Annotated in this window: 24 protein-coding genes; 10 read left to right on the top strand and 14 right to left on the bottom strand. The window is 61.8% G+C overall.

Annotated elements, in window-relative coordinates; all coding sequences use genetic code 11:
- Complete coding sequence (locus tag CVS30_RS05145) at window positions 1–1,521, top strand: sensor histidine kinase (RefSeq protein WP_110484254.1); 1,521 nt, start codon at window positions 1–3, stop codon at window positions 1,519–1,521.
- A gap of 136 nt (window positions 1,522–1,657) precedes the next feature.
- The gene (locus tag CVS30_RS05150; RefSeq protein WP_110484447.1) at window positions 1,658–1,951 is read left to right on the top strand and encodes a WXG100 family type VII secretion target; all 294 of its coding nucleotides are present in this window, start codon (window positions 1,658–1,660) and stop codon (window positions 1,949–1,951) included.
- A gap of 33 nt (window positions 1,952–1,984) precedes the next feature.
- Here CVS30_RS05150 and CVS30_RS05155 read toward each other — a convergent pair whose 3' ends face one another.
- Both CVS30_RS05155 and groL read right to left on the bottom strand, forming a co-directional pair.
- Window positions 1,985–3,007, bottom strand: coding sequence for a ribonuclease HI family protein (locus CVS30_RS05155; protein ID WP_110484255.1), 1,023 nt, complete (start codon window positions 3,005–3,007; stop codon window positions 1,985–1,987).
- 92 nt (window positions 3,008–3,099) lie between these two features.
- Window positions 3,100–4,725, bottom strand: coding sequence for a chaperonin GroEL (groL, locus tag CVS30_RS05160; protein ID WP_110484256.1), 1,626 nt, complete (start codon window positions 4,723–4,725; stop codon window positions 3,100–3,102).
- A gap of 454 nt (window positions 4,726–5,179) precedes the next feature.
- Here groL and CVS30_RS18250 point away from each other — a divergent pair, with 454 nt between their 5' ends.
- Window positions 5,180–5,680, top strand: coding sequence for a TM2 domain-containing protein (locus tag CVS30_RS18250; protein WP_110484257.1), 501 nt, complete (start codon window positions 5,180–5,182; stop codon window positions 5,678–5,680).
- Between the two features lie 93 nt (window positions 5,681–5,773).
- Here CVS30_RS18250 and CVS30_RS05170 read toward each other — a convergent pair whose 3' ends face one another.
- Both CVS30_RS05170 and CVS30_RS18255 read right to left on the bottom strand, forming a co-directional pair.
- Window positions 5,774–6,367, bottom strand: coding sequence for a LytR C-terminal domain-containing protein (locus CVS30_RS05170; RefSeq protein WP_110484258.1), 594 nt, complete (start codon window positions 6,365–6,367; stop codon window positions 5,774–5,776).
- Window positions 6,368–6,409: 42 nt separating this feature from the next.
- On the bottom strand, window positions 6,410–6,712 hold the full coding sequence (locus tag CVS30_RS18255; protein WP_281268064.1) for a DUF3263 domain-containing protein: 303 nt from the start codon (window positions 6,710–6,712) through the stop codon (window positions 6,410–6,412).
- A 169-nt stretch (window positions 6,713–6,881) separates the two neighbouring features.
- Between CVS30_RS18255 and CVS30_RS05180 the strand changes: the two genes are divergently transcribed.
- Window positions 6,882–7,640: a uracil-DNA glycosylase gene (locus tag CVS30_RS05180; protein ID WP_110484260.1), complete on the top strand. Its 759-nt coding sequence runs from the start codon at window positions 6,882–6,884 to the stop codon at window positions 7,638–7,640.
- A 76-nt stretch (window positions 7,641–7,716) separates the two neighbouring features.
- A complete protein-coding gene (locus tag CVS30_RS05185) occupies window positions 7,717–8,571 on the top strand; it encodes a siderophore-interacting protein (protein WP_245934442.1) in 855 nt (284 codons plus the stop codon).
- A gap of 86 nt (window positions 8,572–8,657) precedes the next feature.
- On the opposite strand, the gene CVS30_RS05190 is transcribed toward CVS30_RS05185, so the two are convergent.
- The 8 genes from CVS30_RS05190 to CVS30_RS17915 form a co-directional block, all read right to left on the bottom strand.
- Window positions 8,658–10,127, bottom strand: coding sequence for a threonine/serine exporter family protein (locus tag CVS30_RS05190; protein WP_110484261.1), 1,470 nt, complete (start codon window positions 10,125–10,127; stop codon window positions 8,658–8,660).
- A gap of 83 nt (window positions 10,128–10,210) precedes the next feature.
- Complete coding sequence (locus CVS30_RS05195; RefSeq protein WP_110484262.1) at window positions 10,211–11,284, bottom strand: lipid II:glycine glycyltransferase FemX; 1,074 nt, start codon at window positions 11,282–11,284, stop codon at window positions 10,211–10,213.
- Between the two features lie 151 nt (window positions 11,285–11,435).
- A complete protein-coding gene (locus tag CVS30_RS05200; protein ID WP_110484263.1) occupies window positions 11,436–12,230 on the bottom strand; it encodes an enoyl-CoA hydratase/isomerase family protein in 795 nt (264 codons plus the stop codon).
- A 33-nt stretch (window positions 12,231–12,263) separates the two neighbouring features.
- Window positions 12,264–13,484 carry a CaiB/BaiF CoA transferase family protein gene (locus CVS30_RS05205; protein WP_110484264.1) on the bottom strand — a complete coding sequence of 407 codons (1,221 nt, stop codon included), beginning with the start codon at window positions 13,482–13,484 and terminating at the stop codon, window positions 12,264–12,266.
- Window positions 13,477–14,958, bottom strand: a complete 1,482-nt coding sequence (locus tag CVS30_RS05210) for an aldehyde dehydrogenase family protein (protein ID WP_370800413.1) — start codon at window positions 14,956–14,958, stop codon at window positions 13,477–13,479. The genes CVS30_RS05205 and CVS30_RS05210 overlap by 8 nt, the downstream gene beginning before the upstream one ends.
- Before the next feature lie 207 nt (window positions 14,959–15,165).
- On the bottom strand, window positions 15,166–15,885 hold the full coding sequence (locus tag CVS30_RS05215; RefSeq protein ID WP_220033864.1) for an SRPBCC family protein: 720 nt from the start codon (window positions 15,883–15,885) through the stop codon (window positions 15,166–15,168).
- A complete protein-coding gene (locus tag CVS30_RS05220; protein ID WP_110484267.1) occupies window positions 15,882–16,490 on the bottom strand; it encodes a winged helix-turn-helix domain-containing protein in 609 nt (202 codons plus the stop codon). Before CVS30_RS05220 ends, CVS30_RS05215 begins: the two co-directional genes overlap by 4 nt.
- Window positions 16,491–16,571: 81 nt before the next feature.
- The gene (locus CVS30_RS17915) at window positions 16,572–16,715 is read right to left on the bottom strand and encodes a hypothetical protein (RefSeq protein ID WP_181419690.1); all 144 of its coding nucleotides are present in this window, start codon (window positions 16,713–16,715) and stop codon (window positions 16,572–16,574) included.
- A 62-nt stretch (window positions 16,716–16,777) separates the two neighbouring features.
- Between CVS30_RS17915 and CVS30_RS05225 the strand changes: the two genes are divergently transcribed.
- Complete coding sequence (locus tag CVS30_RS05225; protein WP_110484268.1) at window positions 16,778–17,275, top strand: DUF2975 domain-containing protein; 498 nt, start codon at window positions 16,778–16,780, stop codon at window positions 17,273–17,275.
- On the top strand, window positions 17,275–17,517 hold the full coding sequence (locus CVS30_RS05230) for a helix-turn-helix domain-containing protein (protein ID WP_110484269.1): 243 nt from the start codon (window positions 17,275–17,277) through the stop codon (window positions 17,515–17,517). Before CVS30_RS05225 ends, CVS30_RS05230 begins: the two co-directional genes overlap by 1 nt.
- Window positions 17,518–17,541: 24 nt before the next feature.
- Here the strand turns inward: CVS30_RS05230 and CVS30_RS05235 are convergent, their stop codons facing one another.
- Window positions 17,542–17,820: an HPr family phosphocarrier protein gene (locus CVS30_RS05235; protein WP_110484270.1), complete on the bottom strand. Its 279-nt coding sequence runs from the start codon at window positions 17,818–17,820 to the stop codon at window positions 17,542–17,544.
- Window positions 17,821–17,867: 47 nt separating this feature from the next.
- Complete coding sequence (ptsP, locus tag CVS30_RS05240; protein WP_181419705.1) at window positions 17,868–19,580, bottom strand: phosphoenolpyruvate--protein phosphotransferase; 1,713 nt, start codon at window positions 19,578–19,580, stop codon at window positions 17,868–17,870.
- Window positions 19,581–19,836: 256 nt separating this feature from the next.
- Between ptsP and CVS30_RS05245 the strand changes: the two genes are divergently transcribed.
- From CVS30_RS05245 to CVS30_RS05255, 3 genes are all read left to right on the top strand, one after another.
- Complete coding sequence (locus CVS30_RS05245) at window positions 19,837–20,682, top strand: HAD-IIB family hydrolase (RefSeq protein ID WP_110484272.1); 846 nt, start codon at window positions 19,837–19,839, stop codon at window positions 20,680–20,682.
- A 207-nt stretch (window positions 20,683–20,889) separates the two neighbouring features.
- Window positions 20,890–22,770 carry a beta-glucoside-specific PTS transporter subunit IIABC gene (locus CVS30_RS05250; protein WP_110484273.1) on the top strand — a complete coding sequence of 627 codons (1,881 nt, stop codon included), beginning with the start codon at window positions 20,890–20,892 and terminating at the stop codon, window positions 22,768–22,770.
- Window positions 22,771–22,808: 38 nt separating this feature from the next.
- Entirely contained in the window at window positions 22,809–24,242 is a 1,434-nt protein-coding gene (locus CVS30_RS05255) for a glycoside hydrolase family 1 protein (RefSeq protein ID WP_110484274.1), read from the top strand.
- Window positions 24,243–24,289: the final 47 nt, after the last annotated feature.

Consider the following 24,289-nt stretch of genomic DNA (forward strand, 5'->3'; position numbering starts at 1 on the left):
TTGATTACGTTGTGGAAGAACGCCTCCCTGCGTTCCCAGCTGGTGGCCATCATCAGCGCCCTGCTGAGCGTTTCTTTGTTGGCGCTCGGCGCCACAACGTTTCTTTTGCTGCACTCCGTCCTGGAAGATCAGATGGATACCCAGCTCAAGACCTTCCAAAACTCCATCATCAGCCACGGCACGGTGGACTCAAAAAGCACCGGTCAGACACCGTTCACTTTTGATTACTACGTGGGTTTTCACTTCGCCGAGGGCTCGCTCGCGGATCAAAACCGGTCCGGTCAAGATAAGCCCGTCTATTCGATGTACTCCTTGGCTCAGGCCAAAGACCTCAACGGCACCACCTTCACGGTTCCTAGCAGCGACGGTGGCGCCCCCTGGCGCATCACGGTTCTGGCACCCCAGGGCTTCGACTACAAACCCGCCCTCGGCTCCCTTACTCCGGAGACCTATACGGGCTATGTGGTGGTGGGCATTCCCTATGAGAGCCTGAATCTGACCATGGAACGGCTCGCGGTCGTCATTGCGGGCGTGGCGATCCTGACCATCACCTTGGGCACCATGATTGCTTACTGGACCGTTACCAGGTCCTTTAGGCCGCTGCGACGTGTCGAGAAGACGGCCGCCGCTATTGCCGACGGCGACCTCTCGCGCCGCGTGGACGTGGAGAACCCTGCCACGGAGGTGGGGCGACTTTCCGTCTCGCTCAACTCCATGCTGGCCCACATTGAGCATGCTTTTGCTGCCCGCACGGCGTCCGAACGGAAGATGCGCCGCTTCGTGGCCGATGCCTCGCATGAACTCCGCACCCCGCTCGTGACGATTCGTGGTTTCTCCGAGCTCTACCGCCACGGCGCCCTGCAGACTCCCGAGGATGTCGGCACGGCCATGGGTCGTATCGAGAGCGAGGCCAAGCGCATGGGCGAACTCGTCGAGGACCTGCTCATGCTGGCCCGCATCGACGAACAGCGCCCCCTGCAACTCAAGCCCGTGGATCTCTTGATCATTGGGCACGACGCGGTCTTGGACGCCACGGCCTCCGCGCGCGATCGCAGTTTTGCGGTGGTGGGGCTCGACGGCGGACCTGGCACCTCCGCGCCTAGTGTCGGAGACGATGCGAAATTGCGTCAGGTCGTCACTAATCTGATGGGCAACGCGCTGCGTTACACCCCTGAGGGCTCCCCCATCGAGATCATGGTCGGCACCCGATCCGAGGGAACCACTAAGTACTCCGTGATCAAGATTCGCGATCACGGTCCGGGTATCTCCGAGGAAGAGGCACCCCGCGTCTTCGAGCGTTTCTACCGTGCAGACTCATCCCGGGATCGCAACACGGGAGGAAGCGGTCTGGGTCTGGCCATCGTCTCGGCCATCGTGGCCTCCCACGAGGGCACGGTCCGCCTCGAAAACACACCAGGCGGCGGTGCCACCATGGCCATTGAGCTGCCCTACCATGCGTTGTCAGGAGATGAGCGGGACGATGTCGATTCCGAGATCTTCGACGATTCCGACGTGGACTGACTCCTCCACAAGCGCCACTGCGAGCTGTCCTGTCCCCATTTTCGGGTTGCTATCTTTCACTGCCTCACCGCGAATTCTAGGCTGATCCTTGTCCCTGAAATTCTTGAAGTTTCACTTCACAGACAAGGTTCTTCTCATGGCACAGTTCAACGTCAACAGCGACGATCTGGCACTCAAAAGCAGCGCGGTCAAGGGTTCCGTGGAGCGGATCAGGATGGAGGTTGACGCTATGAAGCGCAATCTGCTGGATCTGCAGTCCACATGGACCGGATCGGCCGCCACCAACTTCCAGGCGCTCCTGCAGGAATGGCATGCCACGGAGCTCAAGGTTGAGGCTTCTCTAGAAAGCATCAACGCAGCGCTCTCCATGGCTGCCACGCAATACGCACAGGCCGAAGATGCCAACACCCGGATGTTCACGATGCGGTGACATCCGGGTCTTGGGCCGCGAACGTCCTCCCGCTTAGACCTCTGTGGTTCCCTGATGATGCCTCAGGCGCCACTGGCCGTCCTGACGCTGCCAGATCGAGCTGCGCAGCGCGCTTCCCTTCGGTGAGACGCTACGGTAGCTCAGGAGCGCCGTCTCGGCGTCCAGCTGAGCCAGGGACAGGACCTGCAGCTCCCGAGCAACGGCTTCCTCGTCGCTGAACATCTCCAGGATCTCCGCACGAGACCAGCGGCGTCCCGAGACGCCGATCTCTTCAAATTGCGGGTGGAGCAGCTCTCCGACACGCAAGGGGTCGGCGCGGACGGCAGGGTCGAGAAGTTCCCGTTCCAACTCCACGACGGTTTCCAGGGCCGCATCGCGGTGGTTGTCGAACGCCGGATCGGCGTCGTCATCCAGCAAGGAAAACAAGTCAGGTTGCTCCAGCTCGTCCAAGAGGAGCACGGTTTTCACGGGAGCCGTGGCAGCCGGCGACACCGCTGCGCTGGAATTCTGGGTCGCTGAGCCCACGGCTGTTGCCGGCTTGGCTGCTGCGGGCTTGGCAGCAGGCTCGGCCACCTCGGTGTCGAGCACGGCTCCGGGGAAGCCAGGACCGGCGTGGGGGGCGCGCTTGGCTTGGTAGGCGGTGGCGGCGTCTCGGGCGCGGTCATCGGCGGCCTCGTTCAGCTCATGACCGGCATGCCCCTTGACCCATTCAAACTCGTAGTTTCGGCCAGCGATGGCGGCGTCGATTTCCTTGAGCAAATCAAGGTTGAGGACGGGCTTGCCGTCAGACTTCTTCCAACCCTTGCGCTTCCAGCCCGGCATCCACTTGGTGACCGAGTTGATGACGTACTGGCTATCGCACAGAATGTGCAGCCGTTCTTCGGGCCTATGCGCCGTGGACTTGAACAGGTCCAGGACGGCCATGAGCTCGCCCATGTTGTTTGTGCCGTGAGGCCACCCGCCGGCACGCCAGCAGTTCTCGTCCACGTACCAGGCCCAACCAGCCGGGCCGGGATTTCCTAAAGCCGAACCATCGGCAGCAGCAACAATTGTCATACCTTATATACTTTCAGACTCCGCCGACATTTAAACGCCACAGGCGCCCTTCCCGGAGGAAGAGCGCCCGTGACCAGAGAAAACAGTGGGGGTTAGAAACCGCCCATGCCACCCATGTCTTCGCCGCCGCCAGCCGGAGCAGCCTTTTCGGGCTTATCCGCGACAACAGCTTCGGTCGTGAGGAACAGACCAGCAATGGAAGCTGCGTTCTGCAGAGCAGAGCGCGTTACCTTTACCGGGTCGTTGACGCCGGCAGCCAGCAGGTCTTCGTAAACGCCGGTTGCAGCGTTCAGGCCGTGGCCAGTCGGCAAGGAACGAACCTTGTCAACCACAACGCCGGGCTCCATGCCTGCGTTGAAAGCAATCTGCTTCAAGGGAGCGTCGATAGCTACCTTGACGATGTTGGCGCCGGTTGCTTCGTCGCCGGTCAGCTTCAAGCCTTCGAAAGCCTTGACGCCAGCCTGGATGAGGGCAACGCCACCACCGGGGACGATACCTTCTTCAACAGCAGCCTTGGCGTTACGCACGGCATCTTCGATGCGGTGCTTGCGTTCCTTGAGCTCAACTTCGGTAGCGGCACCGGCCTTGATGACTGCAACGCCGCCGGCCAGCTTGGCCAGACGTTCCTGCAGCTTCTCGCGGTCGTAGTCGGAATCGGAGTTTTCGATTTCGGCGCGGATCTGAGCAACGCGACCTGCGATGGCTTCGGCGTCGCCGGCTCCATCAACAATGGTGGTCTCGTCCTTGGTGACAACAACCTTGCGGGCCTTGCCCAGCAGTTCAAGGGTGGTGTTTTCCAGCTTCAGGCCGATTTCTTCGGCGATGACCTGGCCACCGGTGAGGATGGCGATGTCGGCCATCTGAGCCTTGCGGCGGTCACCGAAGCCCGGAGCCTTGACGGCGACGGACTTGAACAGGCCACGGATCTTGTTCACGATCAGCGTTGCAAGGGCTTCGCCTTCAACGTCTTCGGCGATGATCAGCAGCGGCTTGTTCGAAGCCATGACCTTCTCCAGAACAGCAACCAAGTCCTTGACGTTGGAGATCTTGGAGTTCACGAGCAGGATGTACGGGTCTTCGAGGACCGTTTCCTGGCGTTCGGTGTCGGTCACGAAGTAAGCGGAGATGTAACCCTTGTCGAAGCGCATGCCTTCGGTGAGTTCAAGTTCCAGGCCGAAGGTGTTGGACTCCTCGACGGTGATAACACCTTCCTTGCCAACCTTGTCCAGTGCTTCAGCAATGAGAGCACCGATTTCGGGATCGCCGGCGGAGATGGACGCGGTGGCGGCGATCTCTTCCTTGGTCTCGATTTCCTTGGCGTCTTCAAGCAGCTGAGCGATGACGGCTGCAACAGCCTTCTCGATGCCGCGCTTGAGGGACAGCGGGTCGGCGCCGGCAGCTACGTTGCGCAGGCCTTCCTTGACGAGGGCCTGAGCCAGCACGGTAGCCGTGGTGGTACCGTCGCCGGCGACGTCGTCAGTCTTCTTGGCGACTTCCTTAACCAGCTCGGCGCCGATCTTCTCGTAAGGATCGTCAAGTTCGATTTCCTTGGCGATGGAAACACCATCGTTGGTGATCGTGGGGGCGCCCCACTTCTTTTCGAGAACAACGTTGCGACCGCGCGGGCCCAAGGTAACCTTGACGGCGTCGGCGAGGATGTTCAACCCACGCTCAAGGCCGCGGCGTGCCTCTTCATCAAATGCAATGAGCTTGGCCATGGAGGCTTCAGTCCTTTCGGGACAGTCATTAACGGATACAAGATCCTCATTACGGTGCCCGCGACGGACGAATCCCCGGCTGTTGATCTATATACAACAGCCGTGAACCCTCACCCAATGAGGAAATTCAATACCCCGACGGTGGCTGCCTGACTAGAAATTAGCAGTCGCCACCTCAGAGTGCTAAGTCAATAATTAGCACTCGCCACACCAGAGTGCAAGCGGAGAACGTGGTATGAGCTTCAGGCGAACGGAGTTAATCCCCGCGATAATTGCCAGAATTCATGTCTCAACGCAACTATTCCGACTTATTGGCCTGACTTGACGTGGCTCCCTTTCGGCACGGCCCGCAAGAGACTAGCGTTGTGGATAAGCACCATTCACAGAAAACCTTGAGGAACCGCCACTCAACCGGCGGCGCTGCGAGGCGCACGTACTAGGACCAGGAGAGACCATGACAGAAAACAACAATCCCGAGAAAAGCTCCGACGTTCCCGCTGGCTACGATCAGCCCGCCCCGGGATATCAGGCACCGCCGAGCTACTCGGCGCCGGTAGCCCCCGAAGCCCCGGCAACTTTCGCACCACCGGCAGCTCCCAGCTATCCGCAGCCTCCAGTGGCACCGGCACCCGTGGCACCGCAGGCTACTTACTCCCAGCCCAACTACAGTCAGCCGGGCGGCTACCAGCAGCCGGCTTATGCAGCTGGCTATGGCGCCGAACAAAAGTCCAAGGTTGTTGCCGGTATCTTGGGCATCCTGCTCGGCACCTTGGGCATCCACAACTTCTACTTGGGTAAGACCAAGATCGCCCTGATCCAGCTCCTCGTCTCGGTCCTGAGCTTCGGCATCTTGGCCTGGGCCATCGGAATCTGGGGCTTGGTCGAGGGCATCTTGATTCTGATCGGCAGCGAAAACTACCGCAATGACGGCAAGGGCATCCCCCTGAAGGACTAGCTCTCACAAAAAGTACGACGGCGGCGACTCAAGCCTTTGAATCAAAAGGTGAGTCGCCGCCGTCGCGCTTTGGAGAAAATTCGTTACGTGAGCTTACGCGCCCGGGCCAAGAACCACGGCGAGCGGAATGCCCAGATCTGCGGTGTCGAGGAGGGTCGGAATGTTCAGCAGCACACTGAGGGCCTCGGCGTTAGCCTTCTGCTCGATGCCGTTGTAGTAAATGACCGAGGTGCCCTGCGGCTGACCGGCCCAGTTGGCCGACTGCGACACGCTCCAGCCATCGCCCATGACGAGTGCCGAGTAACGACCGGCCAGGCCCGAGGTACCCACGGCGTTGAAAATGGCCACCGGAATGGACTTATCAACCACGGACTCGGGGGTGGGCTCCGGGGTCGGCGTCTCGACGGGAGCAATCGTGGGCTCTTCCGTCGGAGTCGCAGACGGCGTGGCGCTGACCGAAGGCTCGGCAGGTGCCGTAGCAGTGGTTTCACTGGCCGTCGGAGTGCCATTGTCGAGCACCTTGGGCATGATGAAGAAGGCCAGCAGACCGACGAGCAGAGCCGCCACACCAAAGAACATCAGCGGAGCTAGGGAGCTCTTTCGAGTTTCAAGCGACGATCGGTGGACGCCGTGGCGTGCCGAATTTTCCTCGACGTCGTCGAATTCATCCCGCGGGTATTTACTCATTATGCAGTGCTGTCCTTGTGGGTACGTTAGGTGTTGGGCGCGTCAATTGCCCAGTCGGCGAGCCGAACGGGCTTGTTGGCGTGACGTACGTAGTCTACGCAACCGTTTGACCAGCATCGGATCATGGGCCATTGCCGCATCCGTGTCGATCAAGGCGTTGAGCACCTGATAGTAGTGGGTTGCGGAGAGATTAAACGTGTCGCGGATGGCTTGTTCCTTGGCGCCAGCGTACTTCCACCACTGCCGTTCCAGCTCAAGCATCTGCGCAGCGCGGGGGTCAAGCCCATCCGCGGGTGCCGTGGCGTCATCCGCAGGGACGTGTCCATGCTGGACTACTTCAACCACAACGCACCCTTTCCGTATAACCTTTTGCCCAGCCATAATCCATGGCCTGTTAATCCCATAATATGCGCCATAGACAGCAATGTCATGTGAGTAGCTGTGGATGGGCACCCCGCTAGCCCCAGCTGTGGAGGAATGAAACAACGCTCAGCGATAGCTCACAATGGACAGTATGGATAGCGCACCCAGCCTCTTTGACCTCCCCGCCCCTGCCCCCTGGAGCGAAGCCCAACTCCGCGCGCTCGACACCCTCCACACCGCTCCCCTGACGCTCATGACTCCCGATTGGGCCGCCGTTCTCGCGCCCCAGGAGCAGACCCTGAAGCGTTTGGGGGCCATGTTGGCCGCCGAGTACGACGGCGGAACTCGCTTCCTGCCCCACCCCACCCAGGTGCTGCGCGTCTTGGGCACGCCGTTGGCCGAGGTCAAGGTCTTGATTGTGGGTCAGGACCCGTATCCCACACCGGGGCATTCGGTGGGCTTGTCCTTTTCCGTCGACAGGAAAACCCGTCCACTCCCCCGCAGCTTGAACAACATTTACAAAGAACTCAGCTCGGATCTGGGGATCCCGCCGGCCCGGCACGGGGACCTGAGCAGCTGGGCCGAGCAGGGCGTTTTCCTCCTGAACCGAGTGCTCACGGTGGCGCCGGGAGCGGCAGGCTCGCATCGCCGTCGTGGTTGGGAAGAGGTGAGCGATACCATCATCGCGGCGCTGGTAGCCAGGGACAAGCCACTCGTGAGCGTCCTGTGGGGCAAGGACGCCCAAAATTTGGCCCCTATGTTGGCGGGAACGGCCGTGATTGAATCGGCCCATCCCAGCCCTTTGTCGGCATCGCGGGGCTTCTTCGGCTCCAAACCCTTCAGCCGCGTGAATGCGCTGCTGGCGGAACAGGGAGCGAGCCCCATCAACTGGGCGCTGCCCATGAACTAAACTTTTTAGGAGAACCTAACTAGGCGCGCCCGACGCGTCCACCACGCTGGGCAAGTGCCCTCTTGAGGAGCTTTTTGTGACAACCGCAGACGCCGTTCCCGCTCAACGGGCGGCCCGTCCTCCCCGTCCCCGCATTCAGTTCAACCTGCAGGTACTGCGCACGGAACGACTGAGCCCGCACATGGTCCGCATCGTTGCCGGCGGCCCGGATCTGGCGAAGTTTGTCGCCAAGGACGCCACCGATATGTACGTCAAGATCAACTTCCTGCAGCCCGGCGTGGAGTATGCGGAGCCGGTCGACGTCTTCGACATCCGCGACACCATGCCGCGCGAGCTCTGGCCCGTCACCCGCACCTACACGGTTCGCTGGGTCAATGTGGCCGAGCAAGAGATCGCGATCGACTTTGTTGTTCATGGCGACACCGGCCTGGCCGGTCCTTGGGCGGCTGCGGCGGTTCCCGGCGATCGCATCATCTTCACCGGCCCCGGCGGCGCCTACACGCCCAATCCGGAGGCCGATTGGCACCTCTTTGCCGGAGATGAGGCGGCCCTGCCAGCCATCGCCGCCGCGCTGGAGTTCCTGCCTGCCGAGGCCATCGGCCATGCCTACCTCGAGGTCGATACGGCGGCAGAGATTCAGCCCATCAACAAGCCCGACGGCGTGGAACTCACCTGGGTTTTCCGCAACGGAGCAATGCCCGATCAAAGCACCGCCCTTCTGGACGCTGTCAGCAATGGCCCGTGGCTCGAGGGAACGGTTCATGCCTTTGTGCACGGCGAACGCGAATACATGAAGGGCCTGCGCGATCTGCTGCTCAAGCAGCGCGGTCTGGATCGTTCCCAGCTCTCCCTCTCGGGGTACTGGGCCTACGGCCGCACGGAAGATAACTTCCAGGCCGAAAAGAAGGAACCCATTGGGATCATCTTGTAGTTCACTCCCTCTTAATTCGGAGCAAAACAAAAGCCCAGATCAGGGGAACATACCGCCTGATCTGGGCTTTTGTTGTCCTGCACCGACTAACGGCGGCGGTTGCGGCGCCGATCCTTTTGGCCATTGCTGCGTGTGAACGGCCGGGCGATGTTGTCGCCGAGGACCACACCGGCGGCCACCGCCAAGATAATGATGAGCGCATTGAAGATACCCACGGCACCGCTGACCGAGTCGTCGGGCGTCAACGTCATAACAAACATGGCCCGGAAAATCGACAGACCCACGAGCAAGAAGATGATCGATGGAACGGCCACCACGAGTTGGGGCGCACCCAACCGCAGAGCAATAATACGTGCCAAGATGCCAACCACGACGGCAGCAATGGCCGGCGCAAAGCGGTTACCCAGACCGATTTCCATGCCGTAGTAAAACGCTAGGTAACCAGCCAAGGCCACGGCCATGGTGGGCAGTAGGAGCTTTATGGCGGTTTGTTCCGCGATACAAATCGCCACGGTGGAGATCGCAACAAGAATCAACACAAGATAGAGCGGCCTGGTCCCCGTGATGGGCTCGGCCACCTCGAGCCAATCGGCACCGGCCATCGAGCTCATGACCAGGGCCACCGCGATGCCCGAGACAATAGCGCCAAAGCTGAGGAAGGCCGACAGGAAGCGTCCAGCTGCCGTCACGGGGAACCCGTTGATCGCATCCTGCACCGCGGAGACGAGTCTCCCCGATGGCAGCATGAGCAGGATGCCACCGGCCACCACCACGGAGGGGCTCAGGGCAAGGTTCGCCATGAAGCAGAGCAGTGCCACGATCGTGACGATAAAGGAGCTGATGGCGGTCACGAAGAAGTCCGGCACTCGCCATTTACCGAGAACTCTGGCGACCTGACCAGCCAGCAGAATCGTCAGCAAGGCCACCGCCATGCCCAACAGCGTGCCACCGATGACGCCAACAACAGCCGCGGCAAAGATCGCCTCGGCCAGGGAGACCATCCACCGGGGGAAGGGCTTGGGCTTTTTGACGATGACCTCGAGACGGCGGGTTGCCTCATCACGAGTCACACCACCGCTGGCAATATCTGTCACGAGTTCGTGGATCGCCACTAGACCTGCGTAGTTGTTGGTCCAGGACCGCACAACACGCAGGAGCGTGATGGGAACCGCGTCCCGGGGCGCGTAGTTGATGATGACCGACTGGTTCGTGATGTCGACCTCGATATTGCGCAAGCCCAGGGCCGCCGTGACGGCGATGATGCTTGTTTCCACTTCGAGGGCGCCCGCCCCATACCGGAACATGGTCTCGGCTAGGCGCAGGGCAAAGTCGATGGTCTTGCGGGCAGACTCCTCGGCTTTCCCCACCTGAATGGTGAAATTAGCGTACGGACTGCCCGCTAGGCGATCCACAATATTCATGGGTGCCGTGGGCGGCGCCTCGCCTTGAACGAGTTTGCGCAGCACGCTGCGAGCGGCCTTGTTGGGGCGTCCGGGAGCAACGATGGGGATCATGCCCACGTCGTCATAGTTCCGGCTACCGGGATTGTTAGTCATTCTGCTCCCTGCGGCCGTGTCCGGCGGTATAGACGGCAGGATCTGCTGCTGTTCCATGCCGTTGAACCGTGCCCTTGAATTTCTTAGTAAAACTGCTTTCCGGTGCGGCGTGTGTACAGCTGACGGAATACCCGTTCGCCGGCCAGTGTCCACAATTTATACCGCATGGGGCTGAGCACCAGATCGTAGCAACCTACAAAATCGGTGACCGTCTTGGAGAAGCTGGTCTTGAACAGACCCAGTCCGTGGTGCGGGTGCGTGGGGTCCTTGAGCCGGTCCGAGGGCGGGGTGCCACAGAAGTCGTACTCTTGGGCTCCCAATTCCTTCATGTCGTTGATGGCTACCCACTGCACCAGATGCGAGTCACCGTACTGGTTTCGCTTCTGCAGCGAGCCGCCATCCTTGTAGGTCGCCTTAGCGCCGTAGTTGATGACGAACGCGCCAACGGAGGCCACACCGTCTTCGAAGACAAAGTAAAAGCGGCCCTGGCCACGCGAGGTGAACTCGGTCCAGAACTGACGGTAGTAGTCAAAGTCACGGGCGGTGGCGTTGGACTTGGCCGTGATGGTGCCCACCATGAGCTCGTACATGGTCTTCATGGTCTCTTCCGTGGGATCCATGCGGACCACCTCGACTTCTTCACGGATCGCGCGACGGACCGCGTTGCGGCCACGTGAATGCAGCTTGCGCAGCAATTCGTTCGATTCCATGGAGATATCCAACAGCGCCGTGTTGTCATTGGGCTGCAGATCCGGGACCTTGACGAGTCCGGCACCGAGGAGCACCGCGTGGGCCTCGTCCGAGGACACGATGTCCGGTTCAATCTTGGCGGCAAAGACGTTGAGTTTGGCGCGCTTGGCGAAGCTCCGCAAGGCCGCCAACATGGGCGGAATCTGAGCTACATCGCTGACGTCCGGTCCCTTGATGAGGTACCAAAACTTGCCAAGAATGGGGAACGACTTCTGCAAGACCAGGTTATAGCTTGTGAAGTCAGGACCCTCGAAAGCCACGAACTGGGTGTCCCAGCCATAGTTTTTCTTGACGGCCGCAAAGGCAGCGGATTGCAGCAGATTGCCACCGTTGGGGTTGGCCGTAACCAGCGTGTCCCACTGATCAATTTCGGCAGCAGTGGCAAATCGGGCGGTAAATTCTGACAAGAGACCCTCAATTACGTTGGCAGTTATTCGCTTCCGCAAGTCTACCGGGCAACGCCGATAGCTCGGCTCCTTCCCGTTTTCGCCATAGTTGGGAATTCTCGCCACAGCTGGGCATTCTCGCGATAGCTCGGCCTATAGCGAGAATGCCTAACTATGGCATTTCCTGAGGGTGGGGGCGGAGCCAGCTAAATCGGGGCGTTTCCTTGGCCAAGAAGGCCGCCACACCGATCGCGGCGTCCTCGCTCACCACCATTTGCCGCTGCCAATAGGCGCTGAGCTCGGCCACGTCGTGTGATTCGGCGCTGATGGCGTTGATCAGGGCTTTATGTCCCTGCGTGGAGAACTGCGAGCGCTCTGAAAGGTGGAGCGCGAAGGCGTGAACCGTATCCCAGAAGGTGTGGGTTTCCAGGACCTTAGTGGCGAGGCCGAGGCGCAGGGCTTCGGGTGCGTCGATGAAGTCGCCGCTGAACAACAGGTACTTGGCCGTGGCCGGGCCTACGAGTTCCACGAGGCGCTTGATGCCAGAGAGCGGGTACACGATTCCGATCTTGGCGGGGGTGATGCCGTATACGGCGCGTTCGGAGGCGAGGCGGATGTCGCAGGCGCCGGCGATCTGCCATCCGCCGCCCACACAATAGCCGTCGATGGCTGCGATGGTGGGTTTGCGGAAGCGGGCTAGGGCGTTCTCGGCGATGGTGATGTCGCCGCCGTCGTGCTGTCCCGTGGCGGGGTCGTGCAGGATCCTTTCCACAGATGCAATGTCGGCTCCGGCGGAAAAGTGTTCCCCGGCCCCGCGCACCACGACGATCTTGACGGCGTCGTCGGCGTCGAGCCGTTCCAGTAGCTCCTGAAATTGCTGCCACATCTCCTGCGTGATGGCGTTGCGCATCCGGGGATTGTCCATGATGAGCGTGGCCACCGGTCCGGACTGTTCAATTCGCAGCATCTCTACCCTCTCGTGGTCCTCCGGCCATGGTACTCATGCGGGCGGAGGCGGCGCGGCCAACACGATCCCGGCGTCTACTAACCCGGCGATTTGTTCCTCGCTGAGCGCGAGCCCCCGCAGCACCTCGAGCGTGTCCTCCCCCAACGACGGCGGGGCCTTGCGGATGCGCGGAGCCTGCCGGTTCACCGAGATGGGACCCCGAACCAGCGGCAGTGCCGAACCATCGGCCCGCTGTACCGTCTCCACCATGGCGAGCGAGCGCACTTGTTCGTCGGCAAACACCTGCGCGTAGTTGTAGATGGGCCCGGACGGAATGGCTGCGGCACGCAGTAGCGGCAGCCAGGCCTCGGCGGTGCGCTCGCCCAGCAGGGCCTCGAGCTCATCCTTCAAGGCAGCCTCGTTGGCATGGCGGAGCTTGCCCGTGGCGTATTCGGGCCGCTCCACGAGTTCCGGCGCACCGAGTAGCCCGCACAGTTGCTGCCATTGTTTCTCGTTGCCCACGGCAATAATGAGTGGAATGTCGGCCGTGGCAAATACTCCGTACGGCGTCAGCGCGGGATGAGTATTGCCCTGCGGCACCGGCACCTCCCCCGTGCTGAGGTAGCGCTGACTTTGGAAGGCGCCCAGCGCGAGCCCGGTCTCCAGCAGCGAGGTCGACACCTCCAACCCCTCCCCGCTGCGCCCCCTCGCCACGAGCGCCGCCGCGATCCCCAGCGCCGTATTGATCCCGGCCACCATGTCCACGATCGGCACCCCCACCCGGCACATCCCGGCCACGTCGGGCCCGGTCACCGACATCAGCCCGCTCATGCCCTGCGCCACCTGATCCAGCCCCGGCGCCTGCGCGAGCGGCCCGGTCACGCCAAATCCGCTCACCGAGGCGAGGATCAGCTCCGGCTTGGCGGCCCGCAGCTCATCCGGGTCCAGCCCCATCGTGGCCAGTACGCCGGGGCGAAAGTTTTCAAGTACGACGTCGGCACTCATCGCCAGCTGCCACAGCAGTTCCCTGCCTGGCTGGCTATAGAAATCAACGGCGATGGATTCCTTCCCCCGATTACAGGAGTCAAAGTACAGGCTGTGCTCATCCTCGAAGGGCGGCCAGGCCCGGCTGGAGTCCCCTCCCTTGATGTTCTCGGCTTTGATGACGGTGGCTCCGAGGTCAGAGAGTAACGCCGCGGCGTAGGGGCCCGCGAGCGCCCGGCTCAGATCCAGGATCCGGGTCCCTGCTAGGGGCAGCGTGGCGTCCTTATCCATGGGCTGTTCCGCGCAGCCGCACGTTGATTTGTTTGGTTTGTGTGAATCCGGCCAGCATCCCCTCGAGGGAGACTTCCCGCCCCATGCCGCTTTGTTTGTACCCGCCATAGGACTGGCCCACCACCTGACCGCCGCCCTGATTGACCTGTACCCAGCCGGCCTCGATCTGATGGGCCGTATTCAGTGCGTCGTCGAGATTATGGCTCCAGACATAGGCCGCCAGACCGTAGTTGGAATCGTTGGCCATGCGAATGACCTCTGCCGTGTCCCGCCACGGAATAGCCACCAGCACGGGGCCGAAGATCTCCTCCCGCGACAGCCGGAAATCGTTCCGGCCCCCGCTAAAGACGGTGGGTAGATGGTAGTAGCCCTCCGTCAACGCACCATCTATGGGTGCGTTTCCGCCCAGCACGGCCTTCATCCCTGCCGTGGCCCGCCCCTCGTCGAGGTAGTTATTGATGGAGGCGTGTTGCTTGGCGTTGATGATGGCGCCCATATCGCTGGCCTCATCTAACGGGTCTCCCACACGGAGGGCGCCAAGTTTGGCACTGAGCCGCGTCAGCACGCCGTCGTAAATGTCTTGATGGAGGAAGAGTCGGGAACCGGCGGTACAGCTTTGACCCTGGCGCGTGAAGCGGGAGGCGAGCAGGAGACCGTCGAGGAGTTCGTCGTCGACCGCGTCAGGGAAGACGATGGAGGGATTCTTACCGCCGAGCTCGAGCGACATATGCGCCAGCCGCGCACCCGCCGTGGCCGCGACCCCACGCCCCACCTCGGTGGAGCCCGTGAAGGAAACCTTGTCGACGCCGGGATGCTGGGCCAGTGCCTCACCGATCACGGAGCCACGCCCCGTCAGGGCATTCACGACGCCGGGCGGCAGGTGTTTATTGCAGACCTCGGCCAGCAGCAAGATGGTGAGCGGGGCGTCGTCGGCGGCCTTCATGATGACCGTGTTGCCCGCGGCAAGGGCGGCCGGGACCTTGAAGGCGGCGATCATGAGGGGCGAATTCCACGGCAGAATCGCCGCGACCACGCCGAGGGGTTCGAGCCGCGTGTACTGCAGCTGGTTCTCGCCCGCCGGAAGCGTGGTGCCCTTGACCTCCCCGGCGATCCCGGCAAAGTACCGGAACAGGGCCACCATGGTGGTGGCCTCGGGCCGGGCCTGGGTGCGCAGGGCGTTGCCCGTATCCAGCGCGGTGAGCCGAGCAAATTCCTCGGCACGCGCCTCGAGCTCGTCGGCGATCGCCAGTAGGGCCTTGGAACGGCCCGTGAAATGCAGGGCCCGCCACGCAGGAAACGCTGCCCGGGCGGTCAACACAGCACGGTTCACATCCACCTCGGTGCCAGCCGGAACCCGGGCGATGACCCGCTCCCTGTGGGCCGGATTCTCCACCGTGCGCCACTGCCCCGAGAACGAACTCACCGGCTCCCCGTCGATCCACATGGGATGGTCACGCACCTCCCAAGCAGGCACGCTCCCCTGACTGTAATTGCTGGGCAACTGCTCATTCATCGTTCAAGCCCCTTTGCTAGACGACTCCCCCAGCTCAACGACCGTGAACTAGGACGCCACATTGCGACGTGCCTCCACTGTCACACCAGCAAGCAGGCAACGCAAGGGCGCCCCGCGCAGGAACCACCCCGCGAGGAGTCGAATCCGCGCAGGGCCCGGCGCTCGCAGCTACTGCTCGAAGAGCCCGTTGAGCCAGCTGTCCCAGGCCGCGCCGACCGCCTGGGCATCCGCACCCTCGGCAAAGAGGTGGATCGTCATGCCCACCACGGAGCCAAAAGCGTTGCGACCAAAGAAGCGGATCATGGCATCCTCAGTGCGCAGCCCCACGAAGTTATCGTCGAGGTAATCCACCACGGCGTCGACCGTCCCGAGTCCGGCAATGGTGACGCTGAGGTGTCCCCCGGCTCCGGCGTCGTACAAACCCAGCGCATGCTTTACCGCCACAAAAGCCTGCGCCGAGGACGAGGCGGCGGGGCCCTGAACGTCGGCGAACGCGGCTTGCTGGCCCGCGAAATACTTCACGTACTGCCCCAGCGTGTGGAGGTAGAAAGCAGTGTGCTTGGCGGCGCCGTCGTACTGGTTGTCCCAGTCCTCGAAGAACACGCCGCTGTGCACATAGCGCAGCCAGGAGGTGCCGTCGGCGAGCTCGGAGATGTCAAAGTCGAGCTGGTTGAAGAAGCCACCCTCGCCCTCCATGCGGTTGGAGTAGCGGTGCGGCGGCTCCCACACGGTCACGGTGCTGCCGAACGGACCCGCCCCGCCCAGCTTCGGCTCGATCTCCATGGGCCACATCCAGCCAGAGGTTCCGCCGGTTGCGGCGTCAAAAACCTGCTGCGGTGTGCCATCGACCTCGGTTTCGTGGACGATCTTAAATTCCTTGCCCATCATGACTCCTTCAGTTCGTTTCCAAGATTTACTGTGACGCTGGGATGAAGTGCGACGACGAGACGATGTTTGCGTCCGCCGGCACCAGTGCCGCTGTGGTACTTTTGCGCAAGCGCCGTGGTGGCGGCCGAGAGTTCGGCGACAAAGGCGGCGCGGTCGGCCGCCGTGGCAAAGGTAATTTCCCCGTCCAGGGCAAAGGTGGCCAGGCGTTGATTGGCCCGCTCCGCCCCGGTAATCAGGGTGCCGACGTCTTTCACGAGTCGGGCGGCCACGGCCAACATCCACCGGGCCGATAACTTGTTGGGTTCATGCGCAGGATCCGGGGCCACACCGGGAAGTGCCGCGGGAGAAATGACATAGGAATGCGCCGTGGCACCCATAATCCGCTCCGTGACATTGCCCCGGCGTTTTTCCTCGACCAACACCACAAGGCCGTGGCGTTCGAGCATTTTCAAGTGGTAATTGACCTTTTGGCGCGGCAAATCCATCCGCGCCGCCACCGTGGCCGCCGAGGAGGGCACCCGCAATTCCGCCAGCAACCTGGAGCGAATGGGGTCCAGGGTAGCCTCGGCCGCGGCCGCGTTCTCGATGACTGCAACGTCCAACATGCTCCAAGCATCTCACCGACAAATAAATTTGTCCAGAGACTGCTTCCAGGATCCACTTTCACCGCAGAACAGTAGCGATGGTCAATCGGAAAAGGTGCACAACCGGCGCACCACGAGGCCGTAGGCGAGCGCACCCAGGCCCTCATTGATCTCGGTCATTGGCTGAGCGTCGGCGGTCAAGGACTGCGGCATGCCCGGACCGCTCTGCTCCGAAAAACAACTCATGGCGTATCCAACCATATCGTTTAACGATATATTATTACTGATAATCAACCGAAGGAGTCCCGATGGGAAAATTGCTCATTCTTACCCTGAGGGTCGTGTTGGCACTGGTCCTCGCGGGGTCGCTGTTCGTTCAGGTGGTCATGGTGCCGCTGCTTTCAGTTGATCTAGAGGAATCCGACGCCGCCCTGGCTGCGGTTCGCATCCCGCTGCTTGTCATTGTCCTGCTGGGAATAGTGTCGGTCCAGATTGCCTTGGTGTGCGTCTGGCGACTGTTGTCCATGGTGCGGCGCGGCACCGTGTTTTCCCGGGGCTCGTTCCTCTACGTGAATATCATCATGGGCGCCATTGCTGCCGCGTCGCTTCTGACATTTAGCTTCGGCGCTGCACTGGCACCGGGAGAGGATGTAGCTCCCGGCGTGGTGCTGTTGATCGGCGGTGCGGGGCTGTTGATCGCCTGCGTCGCCTTGATTGTGCTGGTCCTGCGGGTGTTGTTGGCCCAGGCCGTGGCCCGCGACGCCGAGGCGAGCAAACTGCAGGCAGAAATCGATGAGGTCATCTGATGTCCATCATCGTTGACATCGACGTCATGCTGGCCAGACGCAAAATGGCGGTTGGCACACTGGCTGACTTGATTGGAATTACGCCGGCAAACCTGGCCGTCCTGAAAAATGGCCGGGCTAAGGCCGTTCGATTCACTACCCTTGAAGCCTTGTGCGTGGCATTGGAATGCCAGCCCGGGGACATACTGCGGTGGGAGCCCGACGGCGCACCTGGGATATCAGGTGGCGCCGCCGCTGACTGAGCTGTTTTCGGGACAGCCGCAGGCTTATGCTGCGTCGTGATCCGTTTCCAGGATCTGAACCAAACGCTCCAGTGCTTCATCGGCGCCGGGCCCTTCGGCGCGGAGGACCACCACATCGCCGTGCGCTGCGCCGAGGCTCATGAGAGAAAGAATGCTGTCGGCCTCCATGGCGTCGTCGGCTGGCTCGCCTTCCATGGCGATAGTGACCTCAAGATCCAGTTCGGCCACGGCTGCGGTGAAAATCGCCGCAGGGCGGGCGTGCAGACCAACACTGCTGGCTATGATTGCGGTGCGTTCTGACATTTGATGCTCCTTGGTTGTTGGAAAACAGGTGGCGAAACGGTTGAAATTTACAGGCCCAGCTCGTCCAGAATGGGCAGGCCGGCACGGACGGCAGCGCGCGCTTCGGTGGCCGACGGCGCGGCCAAAGCCGTGAACGCCAAGTGCCGGGTCTGGTCCAAGGTGACAGTTTTCAGGACGGCAGAGACGGCGGCCAGCGCACGGGCACTCATCGAAAGGGTTGTCACGCCAAGTCCCACGAGTACGACGGCGAGGGCCGGATCCGCTGCTGCCTCACCGCAGACTCCCACGGGCTTGGGAAGTCCGGTGGTGCTGCTGGCGAGCGCGGCGCCGTCGGCCGTCAGTTTCACGAGCTGCAAGACGGCAGGCTGCCACGGGTTGTTGAGTGCTGCCAGCGGGCCAAGCTGCCGGTCCGCTGCCATGGCGTACTGAGTCAGGTCGTTGGTACCCAAGGATGCGAAGCTGACCTCGCGCAGTACGGTGGCGGCGGTCAGTGCGGCGGAGGGCACCTCCACCATGACGCCGGGGGTTTTCAGGCCAGCAGCGGCACACAGTGAGGCAAAGTCGGCCGCCTCCTCCGCCGTGGAAATCATGGGAGCCATGACCCAGACCTCGGCCGTATGGGCGGCCTCAGCAGCGGCGATGGCCTGCAGCTGGCGCTCGAGAACTCCCGGGCTGGTCAGATCGGTGCGGTAGCCGCGGACACCGAGAGCGGGGTTAGGCTCGTCGGCATTGGTCAGAAATGGAAGGGGCTTGTCGGCGCCGGCATCCAGCGTACGGACCACGACCTTCTTGCCTGGGAACGCGGCGAAGACGGCTCCATAGGCGGCAATTTGCTCGTCCACGGTGGGTTCTTCCGCACGGTCCAGGAAGCAGAATTCCGTACGGAGCAGGCCCACGCCCTCGGCGCCAGCCTCGGCCGCCTTGAGCGCATCCGAACCGGTTCCCACATTGGCCAACAAAGGCACTGCGAAGCCGTCGGCCAGGGTGTTAGCGCCGCTGAACGTAGAAAACGTTGAGGCCTGAGCGGACCAGGCCGCGGCAGCAGCCAACAGCTCCGCGCCGGGTTCAACGGTGATGGAACCGGCTGCACCATCGATGTACACCTCGGTACCGTCGGCGATCTCATCCACTCCGGGTGCTGCAACAATGGCGGGTAGGCCCAGTGCTCGAGCCAAGATGGCGGTGTGGGATTGCGGGCCTCCGCTGGAGGTAATGAGCCCAATGACCTTGGCCGGATCCAGGGTAGCCGTATCGGCCGGGGCCAGATCCTCGGCGGCCAGAATGAACGGCGTATCGGAAACAGGGATCCCGGGAGCAGGAAGCCCGCGCAATTCCGAGACGATGCGGGCCCTAACATCTAAGACATCGGCCACGCGCTCAGCCATGTAGCCGCCGAGGGCCTTGAGTTTCTCGGCCACTCCGTCGCCGGCTTCCCAGATGGCCCGCTCCGCTGTGCGGGCTCCACCGGGAGCATCCGGCGAGAGCAATTTGATGGCAGACTTCACGAGCATGGGGTCCGCAGCCATCAACGCGGTGGCTTCGAGAACTTCCTTGCCTTCCCCCGCAAGCGACGCGGCGCGCGCCAGCAATTCGGCCTTGACCGCCTTGGCGGCATCCTTGATGCGCTGACCCTGTTCTGCGACATTCACGTCGGCGGGCACCACGACGCCGGCGGCTGGTTCCGCAACAGATCCCGGCATCTGCCGTATCGGTCCAACAACACGTCCGGCAGAGACTCCGACACCCGAAAATTGCTGCACCAAAGCCGTGGAAGCTAAAACCTCGTTGTTCATTTCTTCTCCTTCAGTGAGTGCCACATTGCCTACTTTTGACCAATAAAAAAGGACCCGAACAAGAAGCGATGAGACGCTCAATGATCGGATCCTGCCTGGCTGCCCAGTTACATATCCTTCTTTCAGTGTGCAGACTTCTTGTGACGTTCGTCAAATCCACGGGCAGTCCGCACTCCGTCAGCAATTCCGGGTTCTTCATCTCGTCCCGGTAGACTCCGTGACCATGACTGCCGAAGCGAAATCACGAACCATCCACGCAATTTTCCTCGATGTCGACGGCACTTACGCTGACTTCGGCGTTGTCCCGGAGGCTCATTCGCAAGCGGTTCAGGCCGCGCGCGCCAATGGGCACAAGGTCTTTTTGTGCACCGGTCGGCCCGTCTCGATGTTGCCGGAACATATCCTCGATGCGGGCTTTGACGGCCTGATTGCGAGCGCTGGCGCGTATGTGAAAGTTGCCGATGAGGTGCTCGTTGACAGACGGTTCCCCGCTGATTTGGCGGCCCGAACCTTGGCAGTTTTAGACGCTTATGATTCCGTGTACGTCTTGGAAGCCCAGGAATCACTTCATGTCCGCCCGGAGGCAGAGCAGCGCCTGCGCGCCATGGTTGAATCCCACTTTGAACAATCCGGGAATGACCCCGCAAAGGGTTCCTCGGCCATTCTGGGCTCGCTGAGTCCGTGGTTGGTTAGTTCGCCGTTGTTCGCGAAAGTCACCGTGTTTGATTCCCAGGTGCCGATGGCGAGCATCGTGGCGGAAGTTGGCGAACTGCTCGACGTCGTAGCCAATTCCATTGCGGATGAAGGACTCAATGCTGGTGAGCTGTTCCAGCGCGGCATCAGTAAGGCCGACGGCGTGGCTGCCGCGATTGCGCATCTCGGCATCGCCCAGGAGAACAGCATCGCTTTTGGCGATGGTCAGAACGATCTCGAGATGGTTGCCTACGCAGGCATCGGCGTTGCCATTGAAGGATCCCACCCTGAGTTGCTGCGCCTTGCGGACCGCACGGCACTGCCCCCTCACCGTCACGGCATCGCCGTCGCCTTCGCGGAGCTTGGACTCATCTAACATCAGGGGACGCCGCTTCCGGGTGGCCTACACAAAAAACCGCATGACTTGCAGGTGACCTCAATCACGGGTACCGTAACCATTGCAGGCAACGCTGCCTGTAAGGATTGTTACTCGGTGACGAGGCAAGACCTGAGACTTACGTCAAACGTATGTCTTGGGTCTTTTTTTGTGCCCGAAAGACGTCAATGGACAGAAAGGACTGCCATGGCTTCCGTGAATTACCGGACTTTGGCCGCAGACATCTTGGAGGGTGTCGGCGGGGAAAAGAACATCGCAACTGCCACGCACTGCGCCACGAGATTGCGCCTGACGCTGCGCGACGACGCGAAAGCCAACACGGCCGCCGTCGAAAAGCTCCCCGGCGTCATCACCGTGATGAAGGCCGGCGGCCAGTACCAAGTGGTCATCGGCAACGACGTCCCCACGGTGTTCGCGGAGCTTGGCAAGATCAGCCGCTTCGGCGGGGATGACGCACCCGCCGAGGAAGCAGCCAAGGGCAACATCTTCAACCGCTTCATTCAGATGATCTCGGCGATCTTCTCTCCGATCCTGTGGCCTCTGGCAGCCGCCGGACTTTTCAAGGCATTCCTGGCACTGGCCGGAAACTTGGGCTGGCTGGCACCCGAGGACTCCACCTATGTGATCCTGAATGCGGCCGCCGATGCCTTGTTCTACTTCCTTCCCCTATTCCTGGCCATCACCGCAGCTAAGCGCTTCAAGGCCAACCAGTTCACGGCCATGGCTATCGCCGGCTCACTGGTTTACCCCTCCATCGTGGCGCTCAACGGCACCCAGGCCAACTTCGCGGGCATCCCGTTCTCCGTCATGAATTACACGAGCTCGGTCATCCCGATCATCGTCGCCGTCTGGCTGCAAGGGTATTTGGAGCGCTTCCTGCTCAAGATCTTGCCCTCGGCCATCCGTAACTTCATGACGCCGCTGCTGGCCATGGCCATCATGGTCCCGCTGACGCTGCTGACTGTGGGCCCGGCAACCATCTTCCTAGCCAACGGTCTCTCTTCCGGCATCACCGCCATGTTCGACTTCGCCCCGTGGCTGGCCGGGGCCGTCATGGGCGGCTTCTGGCAGGTCTTCGTCGTGTTCGGCCTGCACTGGGGCTTGATTCCGGTCATGCTCAATGAAATCGCCACCACCGGATACTCCGTCATGATGGCTCCCCTGCTGCCCGCCGTGCTGGCCCAATCCGCCGCCATGCTCGCCGTAGCCATACGCTCCAACAGCGCCAAGCGTCGTGAAGTTGCCTTCCCCGCCGCGTTCTCCGGTTTCCTGGCCGGCGTCACCGAACCTGGCATCTATGGTGTGAACCTGCCCCTGAAGAAGCCGTTCTACTTCGGCATCGCTGGCGGTGCCATCGGCGGCGCAATCGTGGCCATGGGCGGAAGCGCCGCGAACGCCTTCGTCTTCCCGTCCCTGATCGGCCTGCCCGCCTTCGCCACCATTGGCAGCTTCATTACTCTGCTCATTGGAACAGCCGTCGCCATCGCTATCGCCTTCCTGCTGACGTTCTTCTTTGGCCCCCGCGAAACCCCTGACACGGTCGACGCCGGTGTGCCCGGCAAAGCAGATGGCGGCACCGCCGCGACACCCTCCGCCGCGACGATCGCCACCGGCAGCGTCAAGGTGCTCGCCCCCGTGACCGGAACCGCGGTGGCTCTTTCCGAGGTGCCTGACAAGGTGTTTGCCTCCGGTGCCATGGGCGCAGGTCTCGCCATCATCCCCGAGCAGGACACCGTCCACTCCCCCGTTTCCGGCACCGTCCAGGTCGCCATGAAGACAGGGCACGCCTACGGGCTGAAGACTGACAGCGGCGTTGAGGTGCTGGTGCACATCGGTATCGACACCGTCCAGATGAAGGGTGAGGGCTTCACCTCGGCAGTTACCCGCGGCCAGCGTGTGGAGGCTGGCGAGCTGCTGGCGACCATTGACCGCGCCAAGATCAAGGACGCCGGATTCAGCGACATGACCATCATGGTCGTCACCAACACCAAGAACCTCACGGCCGTTGTGCCCGTGGGCCAGGGCCATCTGGACCACGGCGTCCCAGCCCTGGACATCGAACTCTAAGACAGAAAAACTCGCAGCACCGAAAGGACCACCGCACCATGAGCAACGCAACTTTCAAGCCGGCCACCGGAGCCTTCCCCGAGGGATTCCTGTGGGGCGGCGCCACCGCAGCCAACCAGGTTGAAGGCGCCTACAACCAGGGCGGCAAGGGCCTGTCCATTCAGGACGTCATGCCCAAGGGCATCACGCAACGACCCAGCGAGGGCCCCACGGAGGACAACCTCAAGCAGGTAGCCATAGACTTCTACAACCGCTACGAAGAGGACATTGCCCTCTTCGCAGAGATGGGCTTCAAGGTCTACCGCTTCTCCATCGCCTGGAGCCGCATCTTCCCCAACGGCGACGACGCGGAGCCCAACGAAGAGGGCTTGGCCTTCTATGCACGGGTGCTGGATCAGCTGGAAAAGCACGGCATCGAACCCATGGTCACGATCAGCCACTACGAGACGCCGCTGAACCTAGCACGCACCTACGGCGGCTGGACCAACCGTGCCATGATCGCCTTCTACGAGCGCTACTGTGAAGTGCTTTTTGAGCGCTTCGGCAGCCGGGTGAAGTACTGGCTGACGTTCAACGAGATCAACTCGGTGCTGCACGAGCCTTTCCTGTCCGGCGGCATCCCCACGCCGAAGGACGAGCTGAGTGAGACTGACCTGTACCAGGCTATCCACCACGAGCTCGTGGCCTCGGCCCGCGTGACCAAACTGGCCCGGGCGATCATGCCCGAGGCGAAGATTGGCTGCATGATCCTGGCCATGCCCGTCTACCCGCTCACACCGCACCCGGATGACGTGGTCAAGGCCATGGACACAGCCCACGGCAGCTACGCCTTTGGCGACATCCATTGCCGCGGCACCTACCCCGGCTACTTACTGCGCTACTTCCGCGACAACGGCATCGAGCTGAACATCACCGAGCAGGACCGTGAGGACCTCACCAACACCGTGGACTTCGTATCCTTCAGCTACTACATGAGCGTCGCCGAGACTGCCGATCCTGCCAAGCAGATCAAGGGCGCGGGCAACATCATGGGCGGCGTCCCGAACCCCACCCTTGAGGCCTCCGAATGGGGCTGGCAGATTGATCCGCAGGGCCTGCGTGTGGTCATGAACGACTACTGGGAACGCTGGCAGAAGCCGCTGTTCATCGTCGAGAACGGTATCGGTGCCAAAGACATGCTCGTTGAGGTTGACGGCGTGAAGACGGTTGCGGACGACTACCGCATCCAGTACATGAACGACCATCTGGTGCAGGTCCGCGAGGCCATTGCCGACGGCGTCGACGTCACCGGATACACGTCGTGGGGCTGCATCGACGTGGTCAGCGCCTCCACCGCTCAACTGAGCAAGCGTTATGGTTTCATCTATGTGGACCGGAACGACGACGGCTCCGGCACGCTCAACCGGTACAAGAAGAAGTCCTTTGGCTGGTACCAGGATGTTATTTCCAGTAACGGCGCAACACTAAACTAATTGACAAGCGCCGGATGGGGTGAGGACCGCTGCGGCCCCCACCCCAT

Origin of the sequence: Arthrobacter psychrolactophilus, assembly GCF_003219795.1 — a bacterium.
Taxonomy (GTDB): Bacteria; Actinomycetota; Actinomycetes; order Actinomycetales; family Micrococcaceae; genus Specibacter; species Specibacter psychrolactophilus.

Coding starts and splice junctions, on each gene's coding strand:
- CVS30_RS05250 (WP_110484273.1), top strand. CDS start 20,890: ATGGCTTCCGTGAATTACCGGACTTTGGCCGCAGACATCTTGGAGGGT.
- CVS30_RS05170 (WP_110484258.1), bottom strand. CDS start 6,367: ATGAGTAAATACCCGCGGGATGAATTCGACGACGTCGAGGAAAATTCG.
- CVS30_RS05150 (WP_110484447.1), top strand. CDS start 1,658: ATGGCACAGTTCAACGTCAACAGCGACGATCTGGCACTCAAAAGCAGC.
- CVS30_RS05220 (WP_110484267.1), bottom strand. CDS start 16,490: ATGTTGGACGTTGCAGTCATCGAGAACGCGGCCGCGGCCGAGGCTACC.
- CVS30_RS05230 (WP_110484269.1), top strand. CDS start 17,275: ATGTCCATCATCGTTGACATCGACGTCATGCTGGCCAGACGCAAAATG.
- CVS30_RS17915 (WP_181419690.1), bottom strand. CDS start 16,715: ATGAGTTGTTTTTCGGAGCAGAGCGGTCCGGGCATGCCGCAGTCCTTG.
- CVS30_RS05215 (WP_220033864.1), bottom strand. CDS start 15,885: ATGATGGGCAAGGAATTTAAGATCGTCCACGAAACCGAGGTCGATGGC.
- CVS30_RS18250 (WP_110484257.1), top strand. CDS start 5,180: ATGACAGAAAACAACAATCCCGAGAAAAGCTCCGACGTTCCCGCTGGC.
- CVS30_RS05205 (WP_110484264.1), bottom strand. CDS start 13,484: ATGGATAAGGACGCCACGCTGCCCCTAGCAGGGACCCGGATCCTGGAT.
- groL (WP_110484256.1), bottom strand. CDS start 4,725: ATGGCCAAGCTCATTGCATTTGATGAAGAGGCACGCCGCGGCCTTGAG.
- CVS30_RS05255 (WP_110484274.1), top strand. CDS start 22,809: ATGAGCAACGCAACTTTCAAGCCGGCCACCGGAGCCTTCCCCGAGGGA.
- CVS30_RS05225 (WP_110484268.1), top strand. CDS start 16,778: ATGGGAAAATTGCTCATTCTTACCCTGAGGGTCGTGTTGGCACTGGTC.
- CVS30_RS05245 (WP_110484272.1), top strand. CDS start 19,837: ATGACTGCCGAAGCGAAATCACGAACCATCCACGCAATTTTCCTCGAT.
- CVS30_RS05190 (WP_110484261.1), bottom strand. CDS start 10,127: ATGACTAACAATCCCGGTAGCCGGAACTATGACGACGTGGGCATGATC.
- CVS30_RS05180 (WP_110484260.1), top strand. CDS start 6,882: ATGGATAGCGCACCCAGCCTCTTTGACCTCCCCGCCCCTGCCCCCTGG.
- CVS30_RS05200 (WP_110484263.1), bottom strand. CDS start 12,230: ATGCTGCGAATTGAACAGTCCGGACCGGTGGCCACGCTCATCATGGAC.
- CVS30_RS05155 (WP_110484255.1), bottom strand. CDS start 3,007: ATGACAATTGTTGCTGCTGCCGATGGTTCGGCTTTAGGAAATCCCGGC.
- CVS30_RS05235 (WP_110484270.1), bottom strand. CDS start 17,820: ATGTCAGAACGCACCGCAATCATAGCCAGCAGTGTTGGTCTGCACGCC.